21 protein-coding genes and 1 riboswitch are annotated in these 24,057 nt (G+C 46.3%); of the genes, 10 read left to right on the plus strand and 11 right to left on the minus strand.

The genetic code is table 11. From position 1 onward, the window contains the following. Nucleotides 1-88: 88 nt before the first annotated feature. The 4 genes from rarD to ggt all read left to right on the plus strand — a co-directional run bounded on the left by rarD (nt 89) and on the right by ggt (nt 4,506). On the plus strand, nt 89-1,006 hold the full coding sequence (gene rarD, locus R7Z49_RS21085) for an EamA family transporter RarD (RefSeq protein ID WP_005378774.1): 918 nt from the start codon (nt 89-91) through the stop codon (nt 1,004-1,006). Nucleotides 1,007-1,079: 73 nt separating this feature from the next. Beyond that, on the plus strand, nt 1,080-1,877 hold the full coding sequence (locus R7Z49_RS21090; RefSeq protein WP_258489461.1) for an AraC family transcriptional regulator: 798 nt from the start codon (nt 1,080-1,082) through the stop codon (nt 1,875-1,877). 91 nt (nt 1,878-1,968) lie between these two features. Beyond that, nucleotides 1,969-2,628, plus strand: coding sequence for a LysE family translocator (locus tag R7Z49_RS21095; RefSeq protein ID WP_005378776.1), 660 nt, complete (start codon nt 1,969-1,971; stop codon nt 2,626-2,628). A gap of 111 nt (nt 2,629-2,739) precedes the next feature. After that, nucleotides 2,740-4,506: a gamma-glutamyltransferase gene (gene ggt / locus R7Z49_RS21100; protein WP_104975691.1), complete on the plus strand. Its 1,767-nt coding sequence runs from the start codon at nt 2,740-2,742 to the stop codon at nt 4,504-4,506. 982 nt (nt 4,507-5,488) lie between these two features. On the opposite strand, the gene uvrD is transcribed toward ggt, so the two are convergent. Further along, nucleotides 5,489-7,663 carry a DNA helicase II gene (gene uvrD / locus R7Z49_RS21105; protein WP_186584588.1) on the minus strand — a complete coding sequence of 725 codons (2,175 nt, stop codon included), beginning with the start codon at nt 7,661-7,663 and terminating at the stop codon, nt 5,489-5,491. A 281-nt stretch (nt 7,664-7,944) separates the two neighbouring features. Between uvrD and R7Z49_RS21110 the strand changes: the two genes are divergently transcribed. The 4 genes from R7Z49_RS21110 to R7Z49_RS21125 all read left to right on the plus strand — a co-directional run bounded on the left by R7Z49_RS21110 (nt 7,945) and on the right by R7Z49_RS21125 (nt 10,398). Further along, nucleotides 7,945-8,205 (plus strand): DUF2282 domain-containing protein, encoded by a 261-nt coding sequence (locus tag R7Z49_RS21110; RefSeq protein WP_005378779.1) that lies wholly within the window; start codon nt 7,945-7,947, stop codon nt 8,203-8,205. Nucleotides 8,206-8,304: 99 nt separating this feature from the next. Next, on the plus strand, nt 8,305-9,177 hold the full coding sequence (locus R7Z49_RS21115) for a DUF692 domain-containing protein (protein WP_005378781.1): 873 nt from the start codon (nt 8,305-8,307) through the stop codon (nt 9,175-9,177). After that, complete coding sequence (locus R7Z49_RS21120) at nt 9,174-9,932, plus strand: DNA-binding domain-containing protein (RefSeq protein ID WP_005378782.1); 759 nt, start codon at nt 9,174-9,176, stop codon at nt 9,930-9,932. Before R7Z49_RS21115 ends, R7Z49_RS21120 begins: the two co-directional genes overlap by 4 nt. A 10-nt stretch (nt 9,933-9,942) precedes the next feature. Next, nucleotides 9,943-10,398: a DoxX family protein gene (locus tag R7Z49_RS21125; RefSeq protein WP_005378784.1), complete on the plus strand. Its 456-nt coding sequence runs from the start codon at nt 9,943-9,945 to the stop codon at nt 10,396-10,398. Between the two features lie 31 nt (nt 10,399-10,429). Here R7Z49_RS21125 and R7Z49_RS21130 read toward each other — a convergent pair whose 3' ends face one another. Beyond that, entirely contained in the window at nt 10,430-10,711 is a 282-nt protein-coding gene (locus R7Z49_RS21130; RefSeq protein ID WP_005378786.1) for a hypothetical protein, read from the minus strand. Nucleotides 10,712-10,802: 91 nt separating this feature from the next. Beyond that, the gene (locus R7Z49_RS21135; protein WP_005378788.1) at nt 10,803-11,963 is read right to left on the minus strand and encodes a multidrug effflux MFS transporter; all 1,161 of its coding nucleotides are present in this window, start codon (nt 11,961-11,963) and stop codon (nt 10,803-10,805) included. 140 nt (nt 11,964-12,103) lie between these two features. On the opposite strand from R7Z49_RS21135, the gene R7Z49_RS21140 reads away from it, so the two are divergent. Next, the gene (locus R7Z49_RS21140; protein ID WP_005378791.1) at nt 12,104-13,045 is read left to right on the plus strand and encodes a LysR family transcriptional regulator; all 942 of its coding nucleotides are present in this window, start codon (nt 12,104-12,106) and stop codon (nt 13,043-13,045) included. Nucleotides 13,046-13,248: 203 nt separating this feature from the next. After that, on the plus strand, nt 13,249-15,039 hold the full coding sequence (locus tag R7Z49_RS21145; protein ID WP_132937341.1) for an aminopeptidase P family protein: 1,791 nt from the start codon (nt 13,249-13,251) through the stop codon (nt 15,037-15,039). A gap of 150 nt (nt 15,040-15,189) precedes the next feature. Here R7Z49_RS21145 and thiH read toward each other — a convergent pair whose 3' ends face one another. The 8 genes from thiH to R7Z49_RS21185 form a co-directional block, all read right to left on the minus strand. Further along, complete coding sequence (gene thiH / locus R7Z49_RS21150) at nt 15,190-16,302, minus strand: 2-iminoacetate synthase ThiH (RefSeq protein WP_005386233.1); 1,113 nt, start codon at nt 16,300-16,302, stop codon at nt 15,190-15,192. Between the two features lie 34 nt (nt 16,303-16,336). Further along, nucleotides 16,337-17,104 (minus strand): thiazole synthase, encoded by a 768-nt coding sequence (locus tag R7Z49_RS21155; RefSeq protein ID WP_005397059.1) that lies wholly within the window; start codon nt 17,102-17,104, stop codon nt 16,337-16,339. Nucleotides 17,105-17,109: 5 nt separating this feature from the next. Next, the gene (thiS, locus tag R7Z49_RS21160) at nt 17,110-17,364 is read right to left on the minus strand and encodes a sulfur carrier protein ThiS (RefSeq protein WP_017821778.1); all 255 of its coding nucleotides are present in this window, start codon (nt 17,362-17,364) and stop codon (nt 17,110-17,112) included. A 46-nt stretch (nt 17,365-17,410) separates the two neighbouring features. Then, a complete protein-coding gene (locus R7Z49_RS21165; protein WP_017821777.1) occupies nt 17,411-18,184 on the minus strand; it encodes a HesA/MoeB/ThiF family protein in 774 nt (257 codons plus the stop codon). Beyond that, nucleotides 18,171-19,586 carry a thiamine phosphate synthase gene (locus R7Z49_RS21170; protein WP_186584586.1) on the minus strand — a complete coding sequence of 472 codons (1,416 nt, stop codon included), beginning with the start codon at nt 19,584-19,586 and terminating at the stop codon, nt 18,171-18,173. The genes R7Z49_RS21165 and R7Z49_RS21170 overlap by 14 nt, the downstream gene beginning before the upstream one ends. Beyond that, nucleotides 19,586-21,526: a phosphomethylpyrimidine synthase ThiC gene (thiC, locus tag R7Z49_RS21175; RefSeq protein ID WP_005378810.1), complete on the minus strand. Its 1,941-nt coding sequence runs from the start codon at nt 21,524-21,526 to the stop codon at nt 19,586-19,588. Before thiC ends, R7Z49_RS21170 begins: the two co-directional genes overlap by 1 nt. Nucleotides 21,527-21,689: 163 nt before the next feature. Beyond that, nucleotides 21,690-21,788: riboswitch (TPP riboswitch) on the minus strand. Nucleotides 21,789-21,848: 60 nt separating this feature from the next. Further along, on the minus strand, nt 21,849-22,232 hold the full coding sequence (crcB, locus tag R7Z49_RS21180; protein WP_005378811.1) for a fluoride efflux transporter CrcB: 384 nt from the start codon (nt 22,230-22,232) through the stop codon (nt 21,849-21,851). A 123-nt stretch (nt 22,233-22,355) separates the two neighbouring features. Next, entirely contained in the window at nt 22,356-23,738 is a 1,383-nt protein-coding gene (locus R7Z49_RS21185; protein ID WP_318111983.1) for a multicopper oxidase family protein, read from the minus strand. Nucleotides 23,739-24,057: the final 319 nt, after the last annotated feature.

Raw genomic sequence — 24,057 nt, forward strand, 5'->3', positions numbered from 1 at the left:
GAATAAAACCGCAAATTGTTAGGTGTTTCGCATCACGACTCGTATACTGATTTTCTGCTCTATAAAACACACAATTAGGTGACACTTCATGACACCAGAAGACGAACAACAACGCGCGCGGCAAGGTATCTTGCTAGCGATCGGCGCGTATACCATGTGGGGCATTGCGCCGATGTACTTTAAGTCCATCGCACAAGTATCTCCTTTGGAAATTCTAAGCCACCGAGTGATATGGTCTTTCTTTTTGCTTGCTGCACTCCTCCATTTTGGCCGTCACTGGCGCTCGGCTTACCACATCGCGAAAGACAAAACGAAAATCGCTTACCTGATCGCAAGTTCCATGCTAATTGGCGGCAATTGGTTGATTTTCATTTGGGCGGTAAACTCGAATCATATGCTCGACGCCAGCTTAGGTTATTACATTAACCCACTGATCAACGTCTTACTCGGGATGGTCTTCCTTGGTGAGCGACTGCGTAAATTACAGTGGTTCGCGGTTGTATTGGCAGGTTGTGGCGTACTCGTTCAACTGATTGTATTTGGCTCCGTACCTGTTGTTGCGATGGCGTTAGCAATGAGCTTCGGCTTTTATGGCTTATTAAGAAAGAAAGTCAGTGTCGATGCAAAAACTGGCTTGTTTATCGAGACATTACTTCTACTGCCAGTGGCCGCTGTTTATTTGCTTTTTATTGCCGATACACCAACCTCAAATATGCTTACGAATCCACTTACGTTAAATAGTTTGTTGATCGCGGCTGGGGTTATAACAACCCTACCACTGCTGTGCTTTACGGGTGCAGCAACAAGACTCAAATTATCGACTTTGGGCTTTTTCCAATATATAGGCCCAAGCTTAATGTTTTTACTTGCAGTATTGATGTATGGCGAACCCTTTACCATGGATAAAGCGATCACTTTCGTCTTTATTTGGGGAGCACTAGTCGTGTTTAGCTTTGATGGATTACGTAATAACCGTCGCTCACGCCGAATCGTTCAGCCACAGTGATCGTTTTTTACAAGACAAGTTAGAAATTGCCAGATAAGCTTGGTCATAATGTGACCAAGCTTTTTTTTGTTTAATGGAACATATTCAGTACTACGCAACCGACCATGACAACTTGAGTCTAATAGAGGCGAAATACCAGAAATTTGCTTTTCAAAGGCATTACCATCTGGATTTTCATCTCGGCCTGATCACGCATGGCGCGCAGAAGTTCCAATACCAAGGTAACAGCCACCAAGTTGGTCACGGGCAAATTGTGATTATGCCGCCGGATGAGCTGCACGACGGGCAATCTAAGCTCGAAAGTGGCTACGAAGTAAATGTGTTTGCGATCGAGCCTCACCTATTGAGCGATCTGGCTGATCTTAAGCAAAACGGTCAAATAATACACTTCAACGAGCTGATCATCTCGGATCCACAGGTATTTTCACAACTTAGTAACTTACACGGGCTACTTCGTCGTGAAAACCTCAGCCAACTCACCAAAGATTGCCTTCCTTTTGAAGGATTTAACCAGCTTTTTGATCGCTACGGATCGCTTGAGCGACAAAAAGTGGTGCCATTAGGAAATCAATCACTTGGAACGTTAAAAGATTATCTAATGGCGAACCTCGACCAAGCGGTGCGTTTGGATTCGCTATCAGAGCTGTGCCAACTGAGCCCAACGCAGTTCCAGCGCCACTTTAAAGCGCAAACTGGCATGACGCCTTATGCATGGTTCGCACGCCTGCGCCTCGAACAAGGCATGAAGTTACTGCAAGCTGGTCAATGTGGTACCGACGTCGCCCATCAAATCGGTTTCTATGATCAAGCGCATTTCAGCAAAGCGTTTAAGCAGACCTACGGCGTTTCCCCTTCTCAAGTGGCTCGTTAATTTCATTTACCGAGAAAGCTGTCAGTTTTTTACAAGCGCCACAGGTGACTTACCACGACAATAGCCGCATTAGTTAAATTTGAGATGTGTTATGAATGAATCCACCATATTGCTGACACTCGCCAGCATTCACTTTATTGCCCTAATGAGTCCAGGTCCGGACTTTGCGCTGGTCGTACAAAACGCGACGCGTCATGGTCGTCAAACTGGCTTGTACATTGCGTTGGGATTGTCCGTCGGTATTTTGCTGCACTCTTTGTTCAGCCTGACAGGTGTGAGTTTTGTCGTCCACCAGCACCCAGTGCTGTATTCCGTGGTACAACTGCTCGGTGGTAGTTACCTGCTCTACTTAGGAATTGGCGCATTGCGTGCCGTGATCTCGATGATCCAAAACCCACTGACGGATCAACCTAAGAAGCAAAATAACCTAGTGATCAGCAATAAGCGTCAAGCGTTTGCTAAAGGGTTTGCGACCAACATTCTTAACCCAAAAGCCCTGGTGTTCTTTGTCAGTTTGATGTCGAGTTTAGTCCCAGCAGGTATGTCGATTACTGGCAAAGGTATTGCACTGGTCATCCTGTTTGGCTTGTCGCTATTCTGGTTCTCTAGCCTTGCATGGATGCTGTCGACACAGCGCTTACAGCGTAAATTGCAACAAGCGGGTATCTACATCGACGGTCTATGCGGCGTGGTATTTACTCTAGTGGGCGGCAGTATTCTATACCAAACTATCAATACTTTTATCGGATAAAGTACTGATTTAAAAGCGTAGCACAATCGACATTTCTAAGACTGCTGACTCGACGTGACTCTCCATAACTGCCAAGCTCAAAGCACAAAACTGGCAACATGGAGAGTCATCATGCATTGGACGTTCAACCGACTCGTGACCACGGGTCTTTTTCTTACTTCCCCACTAATCTTATCTACCTCAGTCTTTGCTAACCAAGCAGCAGATGCGGTTGCGCCGGAGCACAGCACTGGCTTCGAGCAAAAACAATTGATCAAAGCGAAAGATTATATGGTTACCGCTGCTAACCCAATTGCAACCCAAGCTGGTGCGGATGTTATTGCCCAAGGTGGTAATGCTATTGATGCTATGGTTGCCGTGCAGCTGATGCTGGGCTTGGTAGAACCGCAATCATCAGGTATTGGTGGTGGCGCCTTCTTAGTGTATTGGGACAGTGAGAAACAAAAACTAACTACGTATGATGGACGCGAAACCGCACCGCTCGCCGCGACGCCGAAACTCTTTTTAGACGAAAAAGGACAACCCCTACAATTTTACGATGCGGTTGTCGGCGGGCGCTCCGTTGCCACTCCTGGTACAGTGAAACTGCTGTGGGACACGCACCAGAAATACGGCAAGTTGGAATGGAAGAAGATCATCCAACCCGTGATTACCTTGGCTGAGCAAGGTTTCGAAGTCAGTCCTCGCCTCGCGAGTCTGATTGAGAAAGATACTAAGCGCCTATCACGCTTCCCTGCGACTAAGGCTTACTTCTTCAATCCAGACGGCTCACCAAAAACCGAAGGCACGTTGTTGAAGAACCCTGAATACGCGCAAACTCTGACGGCAATTGCAGAGCAAGGGGCAAAAGCTTTCTATCAAGGCGATATCGCTACAGACATCATCAAGACCGTACAGAATGCACCGGGCAATCCTGGCGTATTGGCACAACCTGACTTTGATGCGTTCCAAATCAAGCAACGTGAGCCGGTTTGTGCGGCTTATCAAAGCTATGATATCTGCGGCATGGGACCACCTAGCTCTGGCGCATTGACGGTTGGACAGATTCTCGCGATCACCGAGCAATACGATCTTAAAGGTTGGGGAGCCGAAAGCGCGAAATCATGGCAAGTGATCGCCGATGCATCGCGCCTTGCGTTCGCGGATCGTGGTAAATACATGGCTGACCAAGATTATGTGCCAATGCCAACCGAAGGCTTGCTTGATAAAGATTATCTCAAACAACGTGCTGAGCTCATTCAAGTCGGTAAAGCCTTGAGTAAGGCTGAAGCCGGTAATCCTCCTTGGTCGCACGCCATGAACTTAAGCATGGACCAATCGATCGAGCTGCCTTCCACCAGCCATTTCAATATCGTCGATAAGCAAGGCAATGTGGTTTCAATGACAACAACCATCGAGAACGCCTTTGGCTCACGCTTGATGGTACGCGGCTTCTTGCTCAATAACGAACTGACCGATTTCTCTTTCCGCACGCATCAAGATGGTGTGCCAATCGCGAACCGCTTAGAACCGGGAAAACGCCCACGTTCATCCATGGCACCAACCATTATGATGAAGGATGACAAACCTTACATGGCAATTGGCTCACCGGGTGGCAGCCGCATTATTGGTTACGTCGCACAAGCCATTATCGCCCACACGCAATGGGATATGGACATCCAAAGCGCGATTAATCAGCCACGATTGCTGAACCGTTTTGGCACCTTAGATATTGAGCAAGGTACCGCCGCAGAGGGCTTACAGCCTGCTCTGGAGAAGATGGGCTTTAAAACCGATGTTCGGGATTTGAATTCTGGTCTGCATGCGATACGAATAACAAAAGACGGTCTTGAAGGCGCTGCGGATCCAAGACGTGAAGGTGCCGCTATCGGGCAGTAAGAGTCTTTCGCTCGACCCCTTGTGCGAGATCTCTCACAAAGGGTTGAGCAAACCTCTCTTTTTTAATGGTAAAACCGTACAGCAAAGAGCATAAGCCATTGAATTTGATACTCATGTATCTTTTTTGAACGCTAAGAGAGTTAAAAAATGTGAGATTAGCCCGTTGTTGGAAATCGTTAAACACGTAATATTAAACCTGTCGGAAGGATGCTGACACGGAACAGGAAACACCACGGACTTGGTGAACTTCAGGAAGAAGAAACGGTTATTCAGGATGAATAGTCGGGCATGGATTGCAAAATTGGACATTGAACGGAATCAATAGTGACTAGGATGGTTGCTACTAAGGACGGGAAATGGACACCTCTGGACGAGGCAAGGATTTGAACATCAGGATGATGTCAGGGACACCGCTCAGGGAACAAGTGATGAGAGCTAACGAGGATAGTTAGCAGACCAGGATAAGGTCATTAAGGACACCGCTAGGAAGGCGACGTAAGGATTAAGCTGACGGATTCAGCACACTATCATGGATTAGATGCATGGAGCACTCTTAGTAGCCGGATTGCTGCGAGTAAGACTATAACCCCGATGGGCGCAAGCCCTCGGGGTTTTTCTTTGCCTAAAGTTTTTCTTAGCAGCTCTTCTGAAAGCAGACATTCACCCACAACGCCCACCTTTCACTTCAAACGGTATAGTTAAATCGCGCTTTCGAAATCCATTTATCATTCCATTTTTTCCTACGTTAGCGACACCAAAACTGCACAAACAAAAAGAGCCGCCGAAGCAGCTCTTAAGTTGATGATACCAATCACAGTAAATAAGCGATCAGAAATAGCGTAGGGAAAATGCTTGAGAACAAGGCGCAATTTTTCGATAAGTAGTTATTCTACAATCAAAAATTGCAACGCAGTTATCGAGTATTTTAACAAGCTAGAATGACCAGTTATTTACTACGATTGGTATGAGTTTTGGTCAAGCCTTACAGTTTCTCTAGTCGTGCGTAAGCAGTTACCAACCATTTGATGCCTTCACCGTTAAAGGCAATCTGTACACGGCTCTGTGGACCACTGCCTTCGAAGTTGATGATGGTGCCTTCACCAAACTTTGGATGCATCACACGAGAACCTAGCGTAAAGCCGGTTTCATTAAAGCTCTCTTTCACAACAGTTTGGCTAAATCGACCACTGCTTGAAGGACGGCTAACTTGCGCCTTCATTCGTACTTCATCTAAACAAGTTTCTGGCAGTTCACGGATAAAGCGAGACGGTTTATGGTATTTATCCTGACCGTACAAACGACGCATTTCAGCATAAGTGATGTACAGTTTCTGCATCGCACGGGTCATGCCTACGTAACACAGACGGCGTTCTTCTTCTAAGCGCCCTGCTTCTTCTGCCGACATTTGGCTTGGGAACATGCCTTCTTCCACACCGACCATAAGCACCAATGGGAACTCTAGACCTTTCGCACTGTGTAATGTCATGAGCTGAACCGCATCTTCAAATTCGTCCGCTTGTCCTTCGCCCGCTTCTAGTGCTGCGTGGGTTAGGAATGCCGTCAGCAGTGACATGTCTTCGGCTTCTTCTGGTTTCTCGAATTGGCGAGTTGCGGTCACCAATTCCTCCAAGTTCTCAATACGTGCCTTAGACTTTTCGCCCTTCTCTTGCTCGTACATCGCGAACAAGCCCGAGTATTTAATCACATGGTCAGTTTGGTGATGCAGCGGCATCTCTAAGGTGTCGTCTTCTAGCGCGGTGACAAGCTCGATAAAACGGCTCAGAGCACCAGCAGCGCGACCAGCAAGAACCTTCTCGTCCAACATTGCCACACTCGCTTCCCACATGGTGCAACCACGATCACGAGCCGCAAAACGGATGGTTTCAAGCGTCTTATCGCCCAAACCACGCGTTGGCGTATTCACCACACGTTCAAACGCCGCATCATCGTTACGGTTGGCAATCAGACGCATGTAGCTCAAGGCATCTTTGATTTCCTGACGTTCGAAGAATCGCATGCCGCCATAGATACGATAAGGCAGACCGGCTTGAATTAACGCTTCTTCCAGAACACGCGACTGGGCGTTGTTACGGTAAAGCATCGCAGCGTCATTCAGAGCACCGCCCTTGTCTTGCCACTCTTTGATTTTGTTCACCGCAAAACGGGCTTCATCTAATTCGTTGTAAGCGCTGTAAACCGAGATAGGCTCACCGACCACGCCATCCGTCCACAACTCTTTACCCATACGCTCGGTGTTATTCGCAATCAGGGTGTTAGATGCTTCCAGAATGGTCTTGGTTGAACGGTAGTTTTGCTCAAGACGAATGGTATTTACGCTTGGGAATTCGAGCGTAAACTTCTCAATATTCTCGACTTTTGCACCACGCCAACCATAAATCGACTGGTCGTCATCACCTACGATCATCACGTGACACTCAGGACCCGCCATCATACGTAGCCAAGCATATTGAATGTTGTTGGTATCTTGGAACTCGTCCACCAAGATATGCTTAAAGCGTGCTTGGTAGTGTTCACGGACGAACTTGTTATCACGCAGTAGCTCATGTGCGCGCAGCAAGATTTCCGCAAAATCGACTAAACCAGCACGATCACACGCTTCTTGGTAAGCGGTGTACAACTGCAGATATGTCTTGGTTACTGGATCATGGTACGCATCAATGTGCGACGGACGCAGACCTTCGTCTTTCTTACCGTTAATCCACCATGCCACTTGGCGTGCAGGCCATTGCTTCTCATCGAGGTTTTGCGCTTTGATCAAACGCTTTAGCAGACGCTGCTGGTCGTCACTGTCAATGATTTGGAAATCTTCCGGTAGCTTCGCATCAAGATAGTGTGCTCGCAGAATACGGTGACAAATGCCGTGGAAAGTACCATTCCACATACCGCCTGCACTGCCCATCATTAGCTCTTCGATACGTCCACGCATCTCTGCCGCCGCCTTATTGGTAAAGGTTACCGACATGATTGAAAACGGAGAAGCTTGCTCGACCGACATCAGCCAAGCGATACGGTGAACAAGAACGCGTGTCTTACCACTTCCTGCGCCAGCAAGAACGAGCAAGTTTTCTAGAGGTGCTGCAACGGCTTCACGTTGTTTATCGTTCAAACCGTCGAGTAATAGAGATGGATCCATCATGATGAGAGCTACTGGTTATTTATACATAAAAACCGATTATAACCTAAACAACCGGGTGCTGTTTAGACAAAACTTGATAAAAAAATCGATGTTTTTTTGCCCAATACATCAATTAGTTATATCTATTTGACCCTACAAACCCATTTACTTCAGAAATTTTTCTGAAAGTTTTTTAGCCAGTTTCCTATCTTTTAAGTTAAGCAAGTTGATAACAAAAACGCCAAAACAGGCGATTCATCTTGCCAACTTAAAGTAAAGGAAATCATTCAGAGGAATTTATTATGAAAAAGTCGAATCTAGCTGTTACTGCTGCTGTTACTGGTCTTCTAGCTCTTGGTGGCACAATGCTAACTGCAGCTCCAGCTGTCGCTGCTGAAAAAGAAAAGTGCTATGGCGTTTCTAAAGCAGGTAAAAACGACTGTGCAACAAAAAGCAGCTCATGCGCTGGTACTTCTAAAGAAGATAACCAAAAAGACGCATTCGTAGTCGTACCAAAAGGTCTTTGTGACAAACTCGCTGGCGGTAGCACTTCTTCTTCATAATCTTTTATCGCTAGCTATTGTGAGGATGCGTTGACGCTCAACCAACGCAAAGCCAAGACGCATCCTTCTCTTCCCGCACGATTTGAAAAGGAGTTTCACGTGAAACACCACACCTTCCACGACCTTGTTGGAGTTGGATTAAGAACCCCTCACCTCGATTACTTTAGCCAATCCCAGCCTGAGTTGTCTTGGTTAGAAATCCACAGTGAAAACTATTTCCAACCCAATGCAACAGAGCGCCATCAGCTACAAACGCTTCGCGAGCAATATCAAATTAGCTGCCACGGTATTGGTTTGTCGCTAGGTTCGGTGGAACGTGTTAGTCAAAAGCATCTTGCGCAACTTAAATCACTGATTGACTCAATCGACCCAATTCTTGTTTCTGACCATTTAAGTTGGAGTGAAAACGGCGGTCACTACTTTAATGACCTGCTTCCACTTCCGTATACGGAAGAAGCGCTCAACGTGTTCACTCGTAACGTGAATGAAGTGCAGGAATATTTGCAACGCGAGATCTTGATAGAGAACCCATCTAGTTATGTGAAGTTTCAACATTCGACCATCAGCGAATGGGAGTTTCTTACCGAAGTGCAAAAGCGCACTGACTGTCGTTTATTGCTCGATCTAAACAATGTTTATGTTTCGGCGTTCAACCACGGTTTTGATTGCGACACATACCTAGATGCGATTCCAGCCGACAAAGTGGATGAGATTCACTTGGCAGGTTTTACCATCAAACAACTCGACAAAGGTGAGATATGGATTGATACCCATAGCCGCCCAGTTAGTGATGAAGTTTGGCAACTGTTCGCGCAGTGGACAAAAAAACACGGTCCACGTCATACGTTGATTGAATGGGATTTGGATATCCCCGCGCCAGAAGTCTTATTAGGAGAAGCGCAGAAAGCATCGCAACTGCTGTTGCAAGGCACACTTCCAAGTGAACAAAGCGAACCAAGGAAGGCATCATGAATCTAGCCACCTTACAAAGCCAGTTTGCTAAAGCCCTGCACTATCAAGCGCTCGGTGAAGACTGCGATATTGCCAGTGATGAGTTTACCGCTGATGAACGCATACAAATTTACCGCAATAACTTTATCGTCAGCTTAAGCGAAGTGTTGTCCGCGACCTACCCGATGGTTGAAGCGCTGCTTGGTGAAGAATGCTTTGAACAGATAGCTCGCCAGCATGTTCTTTCTTACCCATTAAAAGAAGGAAATGTGGTGCATTATGGCGAAGGCTTTCAAGACACCATCATGCAGTTTAGTCAGGTGATCGCACAAGCACCTTACAGCCCTGAAGTCGCACGCTTCGAGTGGCATATCGACCTAGCTCGTCAAGCACAGTATGAGCAATCCAATGCAGCGGAATTAAAACCGCTTGCGTTACTTGGCGAAGTGAGTGAAGAGCAACAACCCGCTTTAGTCTTACACCTTAAAAAGGGCTGCCGCAGCTTTGACTCCAATTACGCAGTATTCGATCTATTTAGTGCGATTCAAACTGGGCAATTCGAACAACTTAATATCAACCAATTACAGCAAGGTGTCATCTCGATTCAAGCCAATGGAGAAGCCTTGTGTCACGCACTCGATGCCGATGTGTTCCAACTGCTGCAATGTTTAGAGCAGAAGCAGAGTTTGAGCGAAATACCTGAAGTTTTACTCGCTCATCTCAATCGCATCATGGCACTCGATATTGTTGACGGCTTTACATTGCAATCAATCTAAGGAGCACTCTATGACGGATACGGTTAAAAACTTAGTGAATCGGTACGACGATTTAATCAGTACCCTACAAGCTGGCTTTGTCCCTTTACTACTTCTCTTTTGTCGCTTGTGGGTAGCCTGGGTGTTCTTCAATTCAGGACTAATCAAAATCTCATCTTGGGATAGCACGCTGTACTTATTTGAGCTGGAATACCAAGTGCCAATCTTGCCATGGGAATTGGCGGCTTATTTAGGTACGGCTGCGGAGTTGGTTCTACCGGTGTTCTTGGCACTGGGATTGATTACCCGCCCGATGGCAGCAATGCTGTTTGTGTTCAACATCATCGCAGTGATCTCTTACCCACTGTTGTGGGAGAAAGGTTTTTATGACCACCAACTTTGGGGATTGATGATTCTTATCGTAATCGTATGGGGGCCAGGACCGCTGTCTTTGGACCACATCCTGAAAAAGAAAATGACGAGCTAAAAAAATCCCCGCATCATGCGGGGATTTTTTATTATTTATTCAAGTAAGCCAGTAGCTCTTCTGCTGAGATACCTTGCTGAGCGAGGTCTTTTGCCATCTGCTCGACTTGTTCATCTTTGCGTGACTCAATCACTTGCTGAAATTGGTACACGATATCACGCAAAATTGGCAGAGGTACTTGTTTCGCCGCACTACGAATACGCTCGGAGCTTTGATTACCCAGCTCATTAAGCAACTTGCCAAACATCACCTTTTCTGGTGAATCTTCCATTTGCTCTAGAATACGAGCCATTTCATACGTGGTTAACGACATTACTTTTTGAGTTCCGTTATGGTGTCAGGAAAAGTCTGAGTGACAAATATACACGCCTTACTTACATTGGAAAATACTAAATTACACTGATTTACGCTTTCGCAAAGCTCGAGTGCCAGTTCTTCCCTGCTTTTGTAAACAGAACGACCAACGCAGGTAATAGGACCCACATATGAATTGCGATCAAGGTTTGTGGATCCAGAGATAAGCGTTGCAGTGTACCCACCAACAAACCAGAGCCACTCATTTGGAACAATCCAAGCAGTGCAGCTGCCGTGCCCGCCTTATCACCAAACGGTTCTAACGCTTTCCCTGCCGCTGCACCCAGAATGAATGCAAAACCTACAGAAGACATAAAGATAGGTAACATGAAAGAAAGCGCGGTATTCTGACCATTCATCACTAGCATGATCACACCTGCGAGACCCAGAGTTGAGATCCCGGTGACCAAGGTGTTGTGAGTTCCAACGCGCTCCATAAACTTAGGCGCCAGCATACATGCCGCAATGTTTATCACCGCATTTACACCAAACCAGAAAGTGAATTCATTCATCGACAGCCCCATCCCCGTCATCAATACCGACGGTGCTGAGGTAACGTAAGCAAGAATAACCGCCATCGCCATCAAGCATAATGACGCATGGAAAACAAAAGATGGTGTGCTAAGCACTGCCCAATACCGACTAAGCTTAAACACGGCTTGCTTTTCTGTTGACGGGTTAGTCTCTTTCATCATGAAAAACATCAATGATCCAGACACCACAGCAAAACCCGCCATAAAGCTAAAGTTAGCACGCCAGTCAAATTGCTGAGTTAACCAGCTACCTAGAATTGGAGCTAAAGCCGGAATGAAACAAATCGCACCGTTAAGGTAGCTGATCATTTTGCCGCTTTTTTCCGGGCCAAAGATATCGCGAACTGTTGCAAAGGCTGCTACCGATGTCGCACACGCACCTAAGCCTTGTAGCAGTCGGGAAACCAACATCCACTCAATATTTTGAGCACTCCACGCCAATAAAGCGCTCATCGCGTAAATGGTGATACCGCCCAATGCAACAGTTCGACGTCCGAGTTTATCTGCTAGGGGACCTGCGAATAGCTGACCAACACCCATAGCAAATAAGAACCAAGTGATCGTGTCTTGTGCTAGCGCATTATCGACCTGAAAAGTGGAAGCAATAAGAGGTAAAGCAGGTAGATAAATATCAATCGCTAAAGGACTGAAAAGAACCAAAAGGGTCAATAACGCCATCTGTTTTTTACTATTAGAAAACTGGCTAGACACACAACACTCCGAATTGGATAAAGAACTTTGGGTAAAGCTTAATCATCTGATGATATGAATGGAAATGATGTATAATCATGAGCATTATTCCTCAGAGGAAATTCACTGTGAACGTCGAAAAACTGGCTCGTATCGATTTAAATCTATTGGTCTGCTTTAAAGTGCTGATTGAAGAGTTAAACGTTACTCGTGCGGCCCACCGATTGTGCTTAAGCCAATCCGCCGTAAGTAAATCACTGGCTAAACTGCGCATTCAATTTGATGACCCTCTTTTCACTCGAAACTCACATGGATTAACACCTACGCCGCGCGCATTGTTTCTTAAACCGAAACTGGATCTGTTGATAAATCAGTTAGAAGTGCTGACTCAACCCGAAGAGTTTTCTCCGCAAAGCAGTGAATACCGTTTTCAAATAGCAGCGGTAGAGAGTGTCTACCCTCTCATTCTACCCCATTTCTTACCGGCGATTTTTCAACAAGCACCTGGCGTGACAATTAGCACACACCCGTGGTCGGATAATACATTTAAAATGCTTCAACGCGGCGAACTGGATTTAGGCTTAACTGGAAAAGATATCGATATAAACGATGCCAAGCTGACTCTTCAACCACCCGATGACATTTGCGAGTTGGAAATTTATCGTGATTACCAAATGTGCATTATTCGCAAAAACCACCCTGCGCTAAAACAACCTTGGAATCTGGAAGCCTATCTCGCCCTACGCCATGTACAGGTGCGTTGTGATGGCAACGACCGTTGGTTGCTAGATTATCGCCTTGCAGATATTGGCGCCGACCGCGATATTGCCGTCACTGTGCCCGACTTTAACAGTGCCGCAAGTTTATGTTCATACACCGACTTTATCTTTACTGCGCCAAGTCATTTTGTGCAACTTGCGGCCAAACAGCTTGATTTGGTCGTGCTGCCACTACCGTTAGAATTCCCACCTATGGCTTACACTTTATTCTGGCACCGAGATAGAGAAAACGACCCTGCATTAGGCTGGCTACGTACGATGATCACACAAAAAACCGATCACCTTAGATAAAAACACCGCACTCAATTTGCGCTTAGCGGCTAAAATGAGTAGCTTAACTGTCGTAGTCCTTTTTGGCTCATCTATGGCCTAGTTGTACTCCGACTCTATTGAAGTGATTGCGAACCTCAATGGAATCGTAAACTGCATGAAGCAGATGGAAACAGCTCCCACACCTGAGCATGAAGGAGCGGTAATTTGAAGGAATAACACAGATGCACAACGATACCCAAAGCCGCGTGAATGCAATTCGCGAATGGCTAGCACAACATAATATTGATGCCCTACTTGTCCCACATGAAGACGAGTACTTGGGCGAATACGTACCAGCGCACAACGAGCGTTTACATTGGCTAACTGGCTTTACTGGTTCTGCTGGTGCTGCGGTAATCACCAAAGACAAAGCCGCTATCTTTGTTGATGGTCGCTACACAGTACAAGTAATAAAGCAGGTTCCTGCTGATCTATTCGAATACCGTCACTTGATTGAAGAGCCTGCACTAGATTGGATTAAAGACCATCTTGCAAATGGCGCGTCTGTGGCAATCGACCCTCGCATGCACAACGCTGCTTGGCTAGACATGGCACAAGCAAAACTTGCTGGCGCACTTGAGCTTAAGATTCTCGACAGCAACCCAATTGATGAGCTGTGGCACGACCGCCCTGCTCCTGTGGTTTCTGACGTTCGCCTAATGGCAACAGAAGCGGTTGGTCAATCAAGTGAAAGTAAGCGCCAAGAAATCGCAGAGCTCGTGAAAAAAGCCGGCGCAGACAGCGCGGTGATCACAGCACTTGATTCTATCTGTTGGTTGCTCAACGTTCGTGGTCTAGATGTATCACGTCTACCAGTTCTTCTTTCTCACGCGATTCTGCACTCAGACTCAAGCGTGGAATACTTCCTAGATCCTGCTCGTCTACCTGCTGAGTTTGACGCTCATGTTGGTGCCGGCGTGACGGTTCATCACCCAGAAGCATTGCAAGCACGACTAGAAAACCTAACTGGCAAGAATGTACTGGTTGACCCTGCGACAAGTAACGCGTGGTTTAAGCTGGTTCTACAAAACGCTGGCGCATCTGTGGTGAGTAAAGCTGATCCATGCCTAATGCCAAAAGCAGCAAAGAACGCTGTTGAAATCGCAGGCATGAAAGCATGTCATATCCGTGATGGCGTAGCGATGAGTAAGTTCCTTTCTTGGTTAGATGCTGAAGTCGTTGCGGGTAACCTGCATGATGAAGCGACGCTGGCAGACAAACTGGAAGCGTTCCGCAGCGAAGACCCGACACTTATGGATCTTAGCTTCGATACTATCTCGGCAGCAGGTGGCAACGCGGCGATGTGTCACTATAATCACGAGAACCAACCTGAACCTGGCAAGCTAGAACTGAACACACTTTACCTAGTGGATTCAGGCGGTCAGTACCTAGATGGCACGACAGACATCACGCGTACCATCGCGATCGGTCAGCCTTCACAAGAGATGATTAAACAATTCACTCTCGCGCTAAAAGGCCACATCGGTGTTGCACGTGCACGTTTCCCGAAAGGCACACGTGGTTACCAAATCGATACGCTAGCTCGTCAGCACCTGTGGGCGGAGGGCTACGATTACGATCACGGTACTGGTCACGGTGTTGGTCACTTCCTAAGTGTTCATGAAGGTCCAGCAAGCATTTCGAAGAAGCAAATCGACGTGCCTCTAACAGAAGGCATGGTGCTGTCCAACGAGCCAGGTTACTACCGTGCGGATGCGTTTGGTATCCGTATCGAGAACCTAGAGCTTGTTGTTGAAACCCCAACTAACGGTGACTTCCCTGTTCTGTCATTCGAGTCGCTAACACGCTGTCCAATCGACAAGCGCAACATCAATGTTGATATGCTAACTCGTCCAGAGCTTGCTTGGTTGAATGATTACCATCAGAAGGTATGGGATGAGATCAGCCCACTTGTTGAGGGTGATGTGAAAGAGTGGCTTCGTCAAGCAACGCTACCAGTAGCACACAGCTAGAAGCTAGAAGCTAGAAGCTAGAAGCTAGAAGCTAGAAGCTAGAAGCTAGAAGCTAGAAAAAAGTAGAGGGTTGATGTTTTGCATCAACCCTCTTTTCTTTACTTATGTTTCACGTGAAACATAACGATGACCAGTGTCTTTATTTGCTGATTAACCAGAATACGCCGAGTGCCAATCTCGCCATACAGGATCAAAGCCTTTGGCTCGAATCATATCTTCCACAGAACCCGCACTTCGCTCATCACTGATCTCAAACTGCTCGAGTTCAACATCATCCATCGCATAACCACCCGGCTGAGTTTTAGATGCAGCAGACATACTGGTGATTCCTAACGGTAATGCATTGTCTCTGAACTTTGGTGATTCACGAGTCGATAATGACAACTCCACTTCTGGATTCAACAGGCGATAAGCGCAGATCAACTGCACAAGCTGTTTATCCGTCATGACTGATTTGGGTTGGAGCGCGCCCTTACAAGGACGTAAACGTGGGAAAGAAATTGAGTAACGAGTCTGCCAATATGTGCGCTCAAGATAGTCCAAGTGCGCTGCCACATAAAAACAATCTGTTCGCCACTCTTCCAATCCTATTAAAGCACCAATACCTATCTTATCAATGCCCGCCTTTGCAAGACGATCGGGTGTATCCAATCGGTATTCGAAATCCATCTTGTTGCCACGCAAATGGTGCTCGGCGTAAGTCGAAGGATGATACGTTTCTTGATAGACCATCACCGCATCCAAACCCAATGTCTTGAGCTCAGCGTATTCGTCTTGATCAAGTGGCTGTACTTCCATCGCCAAATAGTTAAAGCGCTTCTTAATCATAGGCACCATTTCGCGGAAGTATTTCATACCCACTTTAGTTTCGTGCTCGCCAGTCACCAGCAATACGCTATCAAACTTCATGCGTTTAATGGCTTCAACTTCTGCAGCCACTTCGTCCCTATTCAAAGTACGACGCTTGATTCTGTTCTCCATAGAGAAGCCACAATAAGTACAAGCATTGGCGCACAAGTTAGAAAGGTACAGTGGAATGTAAAGCGACATGGTATTACCAAAACGCTTGCGAGTTGCCGAGTATGACAGCTGCGCCATTTGCTCTAAGTACGCTTCAGCCGCTGGTGAAATTAGCGCTTTAAAGTCTTCCAAATCACGCTTGGGTTTATTCAATGCTCGCTCGACATCTTGTGCCGTTTTCGCGTAGATCGACATCGAGATGTCATCCCAATTAAGCTGCTTAAATTGTTCAACGAAGCTCATGTTTTCCTCGCTTAATAGCTAAACCAATCTAGGACTAAAGCTCATCTAGGAATGACGTCAGTGGACTCGACGCAACCGCATGAGAAACCTTACCGGCAAGTCCAGCTTCATAAGCCATACGCCCGGACTCTACCGCCAACTTAAATGCCTTCGCCATCGCAACGGGATCGCTCGAAGCTGCAATCGCTGTATTGACGAGCACGGCATCCGCGCCCATTTCCATCGCACGCGCGGCATGTGAAGGAGCACCAATACCCGCATCAACAACGACAGGAACATTAGCTTGGTCGATGATGATCTCTAGGAAATCGTGAGAAACTATCCCTTTGTTAGAACCGATCGGCGCACCTAATGGCATGACTGCAGCACAGCCTACTTCTTCCAATCGTTTACATAGAACCGGGTCAGCATGACAATAAGGAAGGACAATGAAACCCTCACGAACCAGCTGTTCAGCGGCTGCAAGTGTCTCAATTGGATCTGGCATCAAGTACTTCGGGTCTGGATGAATTTCCAGTTTTAGCCAGTTAGTACCCAACGCTTCTCGCGCCAGTTGTGCAGCAAACACAGCATCTTTAGCATTCTTTGCACCTGATGTGTTTGGCAATAAGTTCACACCCGCTTGTACTAACGGCAGCAAAATATCGTCTTGTTGGTCGTTCACATCCACACGCTTCAACGCCATAGTCGCAAGTTGAGATCCCGACACTTGAATCGCTTCTGCCATTAATCGGCTGTTGGCAAACTTCCCGGTTCCCGTGAACAGTCTTGATTCGAATTGTTTATCACCAATTTTAAGCATCGACTTTAACCCCCTGCGATCGCTTGAAACAAAGAGATACTATCTCCCTGTGAAAGAACTGTGCTAGCCCACTCACTGCGCGGCACAACATTGTTATTAATTGCAAAAACGCAGCCCTTTTCTGGTAGCGCAAATTGACTAATGATTTGCTGTAGATTCGACTCACTGGCAACTCGATGTGACTGGTCATTGATGACAATAGTGATCACATCTAAGTCAGCAGCGGTCATTTGTGTTGTTTGTTGTTCTGATAACGTCATTGCTTCCAACTCTCTTAATTCTGCCTATTACTCGTATACTCGTAAGCTAAATCTGAGCACATACTTGGCACTGTTTGTCTTTGCTTATCGCCATGGTTTGCCATTGCAGTTTCAACCCATCAAACAGATGCAACTTGGCAGTCTCGACATGAAACTTTCCCGTCGCCAGTTTTTGAATTGCCGCTATCGCTTGGTAGTTACCAAGTGTGCCCACTACCGGGCCGACAACACCGCTCTCACTGCATTTTTGACTTTGTGGTAATTCGTCAAACGGATACAAACAGCGGTAACAGGCTTTACTCTGCACTTCTTGTTCACTTGGTGTTTGGTAATCAAAGACAGCAAATTGCCCTTGCCAACCAATTGCCGCCGCTGAGATGAGTGGCGTATTTTGCTCGAAACAAACTTGGTTAATTAGCTGACGCGTTGGCATGTTATCGGTGCAGTCGAGCACCACATCCGCTAGCATCACCTCAAGCTGAAGCTGTGCTTTGTCTAATCGCTTATTGATAGCACGAATTTGAACCATAGTATTAAGTTCAGTAAGTTGCTTTACAGTCGCTTTTGTTTTCGCAACTTGGAGGTCTTGTTCACGATAAATGATCTGACGTTGTAGGTTACTGCTATCAACTTCATCGTCATCGACTACAACCAATTTACCAACGCCCGCTGACGCCAAGTACAAACTCGCTGCGCTCCCCAATCCACCACAACCGATGATCAGCACATGCGATTTGCTCAAACGCTCTTGCCCAACTTCGGCAATTTCTGGCAGAGCGACTTGACGTTGATAGCGAAGGAACTGCTTATCCGTGAGCATGCTCGCCTCTCTTACTAAGCGCCAACTCACTATTCTGATCAGTAAACGTTAGCTGTCTTTCCTTCATCAGTTGTGCAAAAAACTCGATAACGAACTGAGGTGATTCTGCCAACGTAATAGCACGCACAACTGCCAAACTAGAGACGCCTGTGCGCCAAACTTGGTCTGCATTAGATTGGTCAATGCCACCAATCGCGACCGTCGGAAAGCCAAGCACATAGTCACTACCTGCTTTGTCTTTTGCGGGACGGAAAACCAACTCTGTGTTTCCGTAAGGAATGCTATCAATCAGCTTTTGATAAAGAGACAAGCGCACCAAACCTTGTGGTTTCGATGGCATCTGTTTTGTGGTGGTTGGGAAAATATGCCCTAGCGCGATGTAACTAGGATGAATTTGTACGATGCGCAGTAGCTCATAATAACCATGAGTAGAAAGACCAAGACGAATGCCGGCTTTAGTTAGCTGAGCCAAATTCGATTCTTCTATGTCTTCTTGTCCTAGGTGAACACCATAAGCGCCATGCTTGATTGCCAACTGCCAATAGTCATTGATGAACACTTGTGCTTGATACTGACGACCTAGCTCAATTGCTCGAATGATCTGTTGTTCTAAATCGGCTTGTTGTGGGTCCTTGATTCGCAGTTGAATAGTGTTGATGCCTAGTGGCAGTAAACGCTCAATCCAAGCAACGTCATCAACGACTGGGTAGAGCCCTAGACTTTGCTTAGTCAGAGTTGGAAAGCTAACGCTCTCGCCTTGTGCAGACCAACCAACTTGAATACCTAGTCGGTTATCCTCCAGTACAGGTGTGGGGAAATCATCAAATTGGTCAGCCCACCGAGTAGATCTTCCCTCATCAAGGTTGTCATTCAACAGTGTTTCACGTGAAACATTCGCTTGCTGAGTTAGCATTCCTCGAGCAAGTGTTAACGCATCTTCGATAGGAAAATCGAGTACTGTCAGCGTTACTATCCAAGCAAGGTGATGTTCAGGATTGAACATTGCGTTGAATTTGGACTTAACGGAAAGCGCTCTCACTTCGTTGTTAATTGGGTGACGCCAGATATCAAGCTGAAACACTTTCTCCTTTTCATCGGATACCTGCGTATCAGCAATGCCAATATGAATCGCTTTCGACGGTTGCTTAGCACACGCTTCTACCGATAAAGCAGAGCGGTAATAGAGCACAAATGAACTCTCATTCTCAGAGTCATAATCATCAATGAGATCAGTCGTTATGTGTGTGGTCTGTTGGCCGCGAACAAGCTGAATAGATTGAGTTGGGCTCACACCCAACTCAATGTCTTCAATGCAAAAACCCTGTTCTTTCGCCAACAACAAACATTGCTGAACTAAACCTGTCAGTTCAATCAACGATGACGGAATAAGGATTTTGCTCATTAGTCACTCACCTCGGCATGTGCTGCTGGGTGGTATAGCTCAGAACCTGACTCTCTAAATTCTTGCGATTTCTGACGCATCCCCTCAAGAGGGTCATCCAGCATTTTGATTGAGATAGCTTGGTCCGCAGCAACTTGCTCTGTGTCTTTCGCATATTCTCGAACCTCTTGCGAGATCTTCATCGAGCAGAACTTTGGCCCGCACATCGAACAGAAGTGAGCAACTTTTCCAGACTCTTGAGGCAAGGTTTCGTCATGGAAAGCGCGCGCGGTATCTGGATCGAGTGATAAGTTGAATTGGTCTTCCCAGCGGAACTCGAAGCGAGCTTTAGAAAGCGCGTTATCACGAACTTGTGCACCAGGATGTCCCTTCGCCAAATCCGCGGCGTGCGCAGCAAGCTTGTAAGTTATCATGCCTACTTTCACGTCTTCTTTGTTTGGTAAACCAAGATGCTCTTTAGGAGTGACGTAGCAAAGCATCGCACAGCCATACCAGCCAATCATGGCAGCACCAATACCTGAAGTAATATGGTCGTAACCTGGAGCAACGTCTGTCGTCAATGGGCCAAGGGTATAGAAAGGAGCTTCATGGCAGTGCTCTAACTGTTCTTCCATGTTCTCTTTGATCATGTGCATTGGAACATGACCAGGACCTTCGATAATCACCTGTACGTCGTATTCCCACGCTATCTTGGTTAACTCACCAAGGGTACGAAGCTCTGCAAATTGCGCTTCGTCGTTAGCATCGGCCACCGAGCCAGGACGCAGACCATCACCGAGAGAAAGTGCCACATCATACTTAGCACAGATTTCACAGATCTCTCGGAAGTGGGTATATAAGAAGCTTTCTTGGTGATGCGCTAAACACCATTTCGCGATGATAGAACCACCACGAGAGACGATGCCAGTAACGCGTTTTGCAGTCATTGGCACATAACGAAGTAGTAAACCGGCATGGATAGTAAAGTAGTCAACGCCCTGCTCTGCTTGCTCAATCAGGGTATCGCGCATCACTTCCCAGTTAAGGTTTTCCGCAACACCGTTCACTTTCTCAAGCGCTTGGTACATTGGCACGGTACCGATCGGAACCGGACTGTTACGTAGAATCCACTCGCGAGTTTCGTGAATATTGCGTCCAGTAGAGAGATCCATAACGGTATCGCCACCCCAGCGCGTCGCCCACACTAGTTTCTCTACTTCTTCTTCAATCGAAGAAGTGACCGATGAGTTACCGATGTTGGCGTTCACTTTGACCAAAAAGTTACGCCCAATGATCATTGGTTCGGATTCTGGGTGGTTGATATTAGAAGGGATAATAGCGCGACCTTCGGCGACTTCTTTACGCACAAACTCTGCAGTAATGTCCTTTGGTAGGTTCGCACCAAAGCTTTGACCCGGATGCTGTTGATTCAGCACTTCATCGCGATACTTGGCACGCCCCATGTTTTCACGCAGCGCGATATATTCCATTTCTGGGGTAATAATACCTTTGCGAGCATAGTGCAATTGGGTCACACAATGGCCATCTTTGGCACGTCGAATACGTGGTAGATTACCGTAACGAAGATCGTCTAGTGTTTCGTCTTCTAAGCGTTCTTTGGTGTACACCGAGCTTACTTCATCAAGTAGCTCAGTATCGGCACGCTCTTCAATCCACCCTTCTCTCAGCTTAGGTAAGCCGCTATAGAGGTCTATGGTGTGCTCTGGATCTGTGTATACACCCGAGGTATCGTAAACGCGTACTGGCTCATTAGGCTCGAAAATAGGCGCTTCTTTTGTGCCTCCAATAAGGCTATCAGCGAGTGATATTTCACGCATTGGCACACGAATATCTGGACGTGAGCCTTCTACGTAGACTTTGCTTGAATTGGGGTACGGTTGTACCGAGAGTGTATCAATGAACTGTTTTGCTTCCAGTCTCGCTTGTTTGCGACTCGACATAGCATTTTTCCTTGCTTTGTTATACTAGATAAAAAGTAATTGGATAAAAATGCTTGGCGGATAGATGCGACAAGAGGAGTCAAATTAAGGCTAGTTAAAGCTTACGATATTTGCCTGTAACAACATTCGACTTTTGATAGATCAACCAGAAAGAACTCCGGTGTGAATATCTTCTCTTGTTCCCTTCGCAGATTCTAATCTGATCAGGTTCAACGGATCCCGAATTAACGGTCTCAGCCTTATGGCACTCCGACAAGTGATGTCAGTATATAAAAACGGCTTGGTGAAACCAAGCCGACCTGTTCAATTTTTAACTACTTTGCTAGCTGCGCATCAATAATTGAAAGCCTATCCACGCAGCTGAAATACTTAACACGACATTCAACAATACGTTCAACCCCATCTTAAAGAAAGCGCCCTGCTGCATAAGCAAAACATTATCCATCGAGAAGGTGGAAAACGTCGTTAGTGCGCCTAAAAAACCCAAGCCAATCACTTGTCGCCAAGGTTCCGTTGCCAAAAGTTCATTATCGAAAGCTGCTATCAATAAGCCCATCATAAATGAGCCAACAACGTTAACGGTTAACGTACCATATGGAAAACCACGCCCCAATAAAATGACACAAAGTTCAGAAATTAAGTAACGAGAACATGCACCAAATGCACCACCCAATGCAATAAAACCCAAAACGGATAGTTGTCCCATAATTCCCCCAGAAAAGTTAATGGCGACATTGTAATCAAATTTACGGCAATAGTGATTATACAATCTTAGAATTCAGCAAAGTATAGCGCTTAAAACTTATCAAGATTTTAAAAGTTACGGGAGTCACTTTACTTCAATGTAACCCATCAAACCCGTCTTCATATGTTCAATTACATGACAATGGTACATCCAACGCCCTGGGTTATCTGCAACAAATGCCGCTTTCGCACTGCCGTTTTTTCCAAGTAAGACCGTATCGGTATGAAACGGTTCGTCGAGTTTTTTGCCATCTAACTCAAGAACCGTAAATGTGTGTCCATGAAGATGAATAGGATGATGATATTGGGTGACGTTCTTTAGGTTGAAGATATAGGTTTTTCCCATCTCCAATGTTGAAAGCGGCGCTGGAATATTATCTTTGCTCACTCCCTCCCAAGCCCGTTTGTTCATCAGCCAGAATTGGGGGATCGCTTTGCCCGATTTATCAGCAGGAGTGATCGCCCCCTCCCACTCAAACACATAATCGATTTGCTCTGCATTTTTCAAATCGAGAGCTGGCACAGGGTTGAGAGGTAATAAAGGCAGTTTCTGGTTGTTCGACAGATCAGACTCAACAACGTCAAACTCGCACAAAGGGAATGGGAAGCGTCCTTTCATTTGACGCACATAAACACGTTTTCCAGCCTTTGGAGCAATCAATCCGACATCTAACCTCATTCCTGGACCAATTTTATGCTGAGTGAGCTTGTAAGGCGTTTTAACAGGGTTACCATCAATAGCGATAACCCAAGCCTCTGCACCTTCAATAGCGATCGGGTAAGTAATGGTGTTATCGACATTAGCAATTCTTAATCGCGTGGTAGCATTCTGCTTCAGCGTATAAACAGGTTCATGCACACCATTGACGCTACTCCACTCTCCGGGAGTCCCCATACGAGCGCTCAAGCGCGGTACCATAAGGTTCTTCCACTGACCTTGTTTGTCTAAATGCCAATGCTTTAGAACTATTTCCTGTTCTTCATCAAATAGAACAGGCTCAGCCTCTTCAACGATAATTAGCCCAACTAAGCCCATACCAAGTTGCTTAACGCTATTCATGTGGGGGTGATACCAAAACGTGCCTGCATCTGGCGGTGTAAATTCATAAGCGAATGTTTCACCCGGCATGATAGGCGGCTGGCTTAAGAAAGGTACACCATCCATTTCAATAGGGATTCGCAAGCCATGCCAGTGGATTGTAGTCGGCTCTGAAAGCTTGTTAGTAAACCTAATTATAACTTTCTCGCCTTGGCGACAACGAATCGTAGGCGCTGGAATCGAACCATTAAATGCGAGTACGTCTGTGTTAAACCCAGGGATAAATTCTGCAGTAGAAGGCTCTGCAGTGATATCGTATATATATTGCCTCTGCTTATTAGTGCTCCTAGATAGAGAACATGCAGGTAGAACGGTAAGCGCGGAGATTGCTAAGGATGATTGAAGAAAGCGTCGACGAGATATATCCATACATAGTTACTCATTAATCCAGATCGGTTGAGTGTAACTAAATATAAATAGTGATTCCCCTTTATTATTAAAATTTCGGGCCACTGATCATTACAGCTAACTGTAGTTTCGTTCGTTCAGTAGATTAAATGCTGCCAAAGTACAGCAGAAAGCCATACTTACGGGATAAGAGTAGAAATAAGCTGTAATAATGAGAAGAAACCAGATACAAAAAAGGCCCTGACCTAAGTCAGAGCCTGATATATGGCAGGGGTGGAGAGATTCGAACTCCCAACACGCGGATTTGGAATCCGCTGCTCTGCCAATTGGAGCTACACCC

Source organism: Vibrio sp. 1562 (assembly GCF_033340155.1).
In the GTDB taxonomy this organism is placed as follows: Bacteria; Pseudomonadota; Gammaproteobacteria; order Enterobacterales; family Vibrionaceae; genus Vibrio; species Vibrio alginolyticus.

Bases quoted from the DNA above. Each gene is read 5' to 3' on its own strand.
- R7Z49_RS21090 (WP_258489461.1), top strand. From the start codon at position 1,080: ATGGAACATATTCAGTACTACGCAACCGACCATGACAACTTGAGTCTA.
- R7Z49_RS21155 (WP_005397059.1), bottom strand. From the start codon at position 17,104: ATGCTTAAAATTGGTGATAAACAATTCGAATCAAGACTGTTCACGGGA.
- R7Z49_RS21170 (WP_186584586.1), bottom strand. From the start codon at position 19,586: ATGAGCAAAATCCTTATTCCGTCATCGTTGATTGAACTGACAGGTTTA.
- R7Z49_RS21185 (WP_318111983.1), bottom strand. From the start codon at position 23,738: ATGGATATATCTCGTCGACGCTTTCTTCAATCATCCTTAGCAATCTCC.
- thiC (WP_005378810.1), bottom strand. From the start codon at position 21,526: ATGTCGAGTCGCAAACAAGCGAGACTGGAAGCAAAACAGTTCATTGAT.
- ggt (WP_104975691.1), top strand. From the start codon at position 2,740: ATGCATTGGACGTTCAACCGACTCGTGACCACGGGTCTTTTTCTTACT.
- R7Z49_RS21095 (WP_005378776.1), top strand. From the start codon at position 1,969: ATGAATGAATCCACCATATTGCTGACACTCGCCAGCATTCACTTTATT.
- R7Z49_RS21145 (WP_132937341.1), top strand. From the start codon at position 13,249: ATGCACAACGATACCCAAAGCCGCGTGAATGCAATTCGCGAATGGCTA.
- R7Z49_RS21125 (WP_005378784.1), top strand. From the start codon at position 9,943: ATGACGGATACGGTTAAAAACTTAGTGAATCGGTACGACGATTTAATC.
- thiS (WP_017821778.1), bottom strand. From the start codon at position 17,364: ATGACGTTATCAGAACAACAAACAACACAAATGACCGCTGCTGACTTA.
- R7Z49_RS21165 (WP_017821777.1), bottom strand. From the start codon at position 18,184: ATGCTCACGGATAAGCAGTTCCTTCGCTATCAACGTCAAGTCGCTCTG.
- R7Z49_RS21135 (WP_005378788.1), bottom strand. From the start codon at position 11,963: ATGGCGTTATTGACCCTTTTGGTTCTTTTCAGTCCTTTAGCGATTGAT.
- R7Z49_RS21130 (WP_005378786.1), bottom strand. From the start codon at position 10,711: ATGTCGTTAACCACGTATGAAATGGCTCGTATTCTAGAGCAAATGGAA.
- crcB (WP_005378811.1), bottom strand. From the start codon at position 22,232: ATGGGACAACTATCCGTTTTGGGTTTTATTGCATTGGGTGGTGCATTT.
- rarD (WP_005378774.1), top strand. From the start codon at position 89: ATGACACCAGAAGACGAACAACAACGCGCGCGGCAAGGTATCTTGCTA.
- uvrD (WP_186584588.1), bottom strand. From the start codon at position 7,663: ATGATGGATCCATCTCTATTACTCGACGGTTTGAACGATAAACAACGT.
- R7Z49_RS21120 (WP_005378782.1), top strand. From the start codon at position 9,174: ATGAATCTAGCCACCTTACAAAGCCAGTTTGCTAAAGCCCTGCACTAT.
- thiH (WP_005386233.1), bottom strand. From the start codon at position 16,302: ATGAGCTTCGTTGAACAATTTAAGCAGCTTAATTGGGATGACATCTCG.
- R7Z49_RS21110 (WP_005378779.1), top strand. From the start codon at position 7,945: ATGAAAAAGTCGAATCTAGCTGTTACTGCTGCTGTTACTGGTCTTCTA.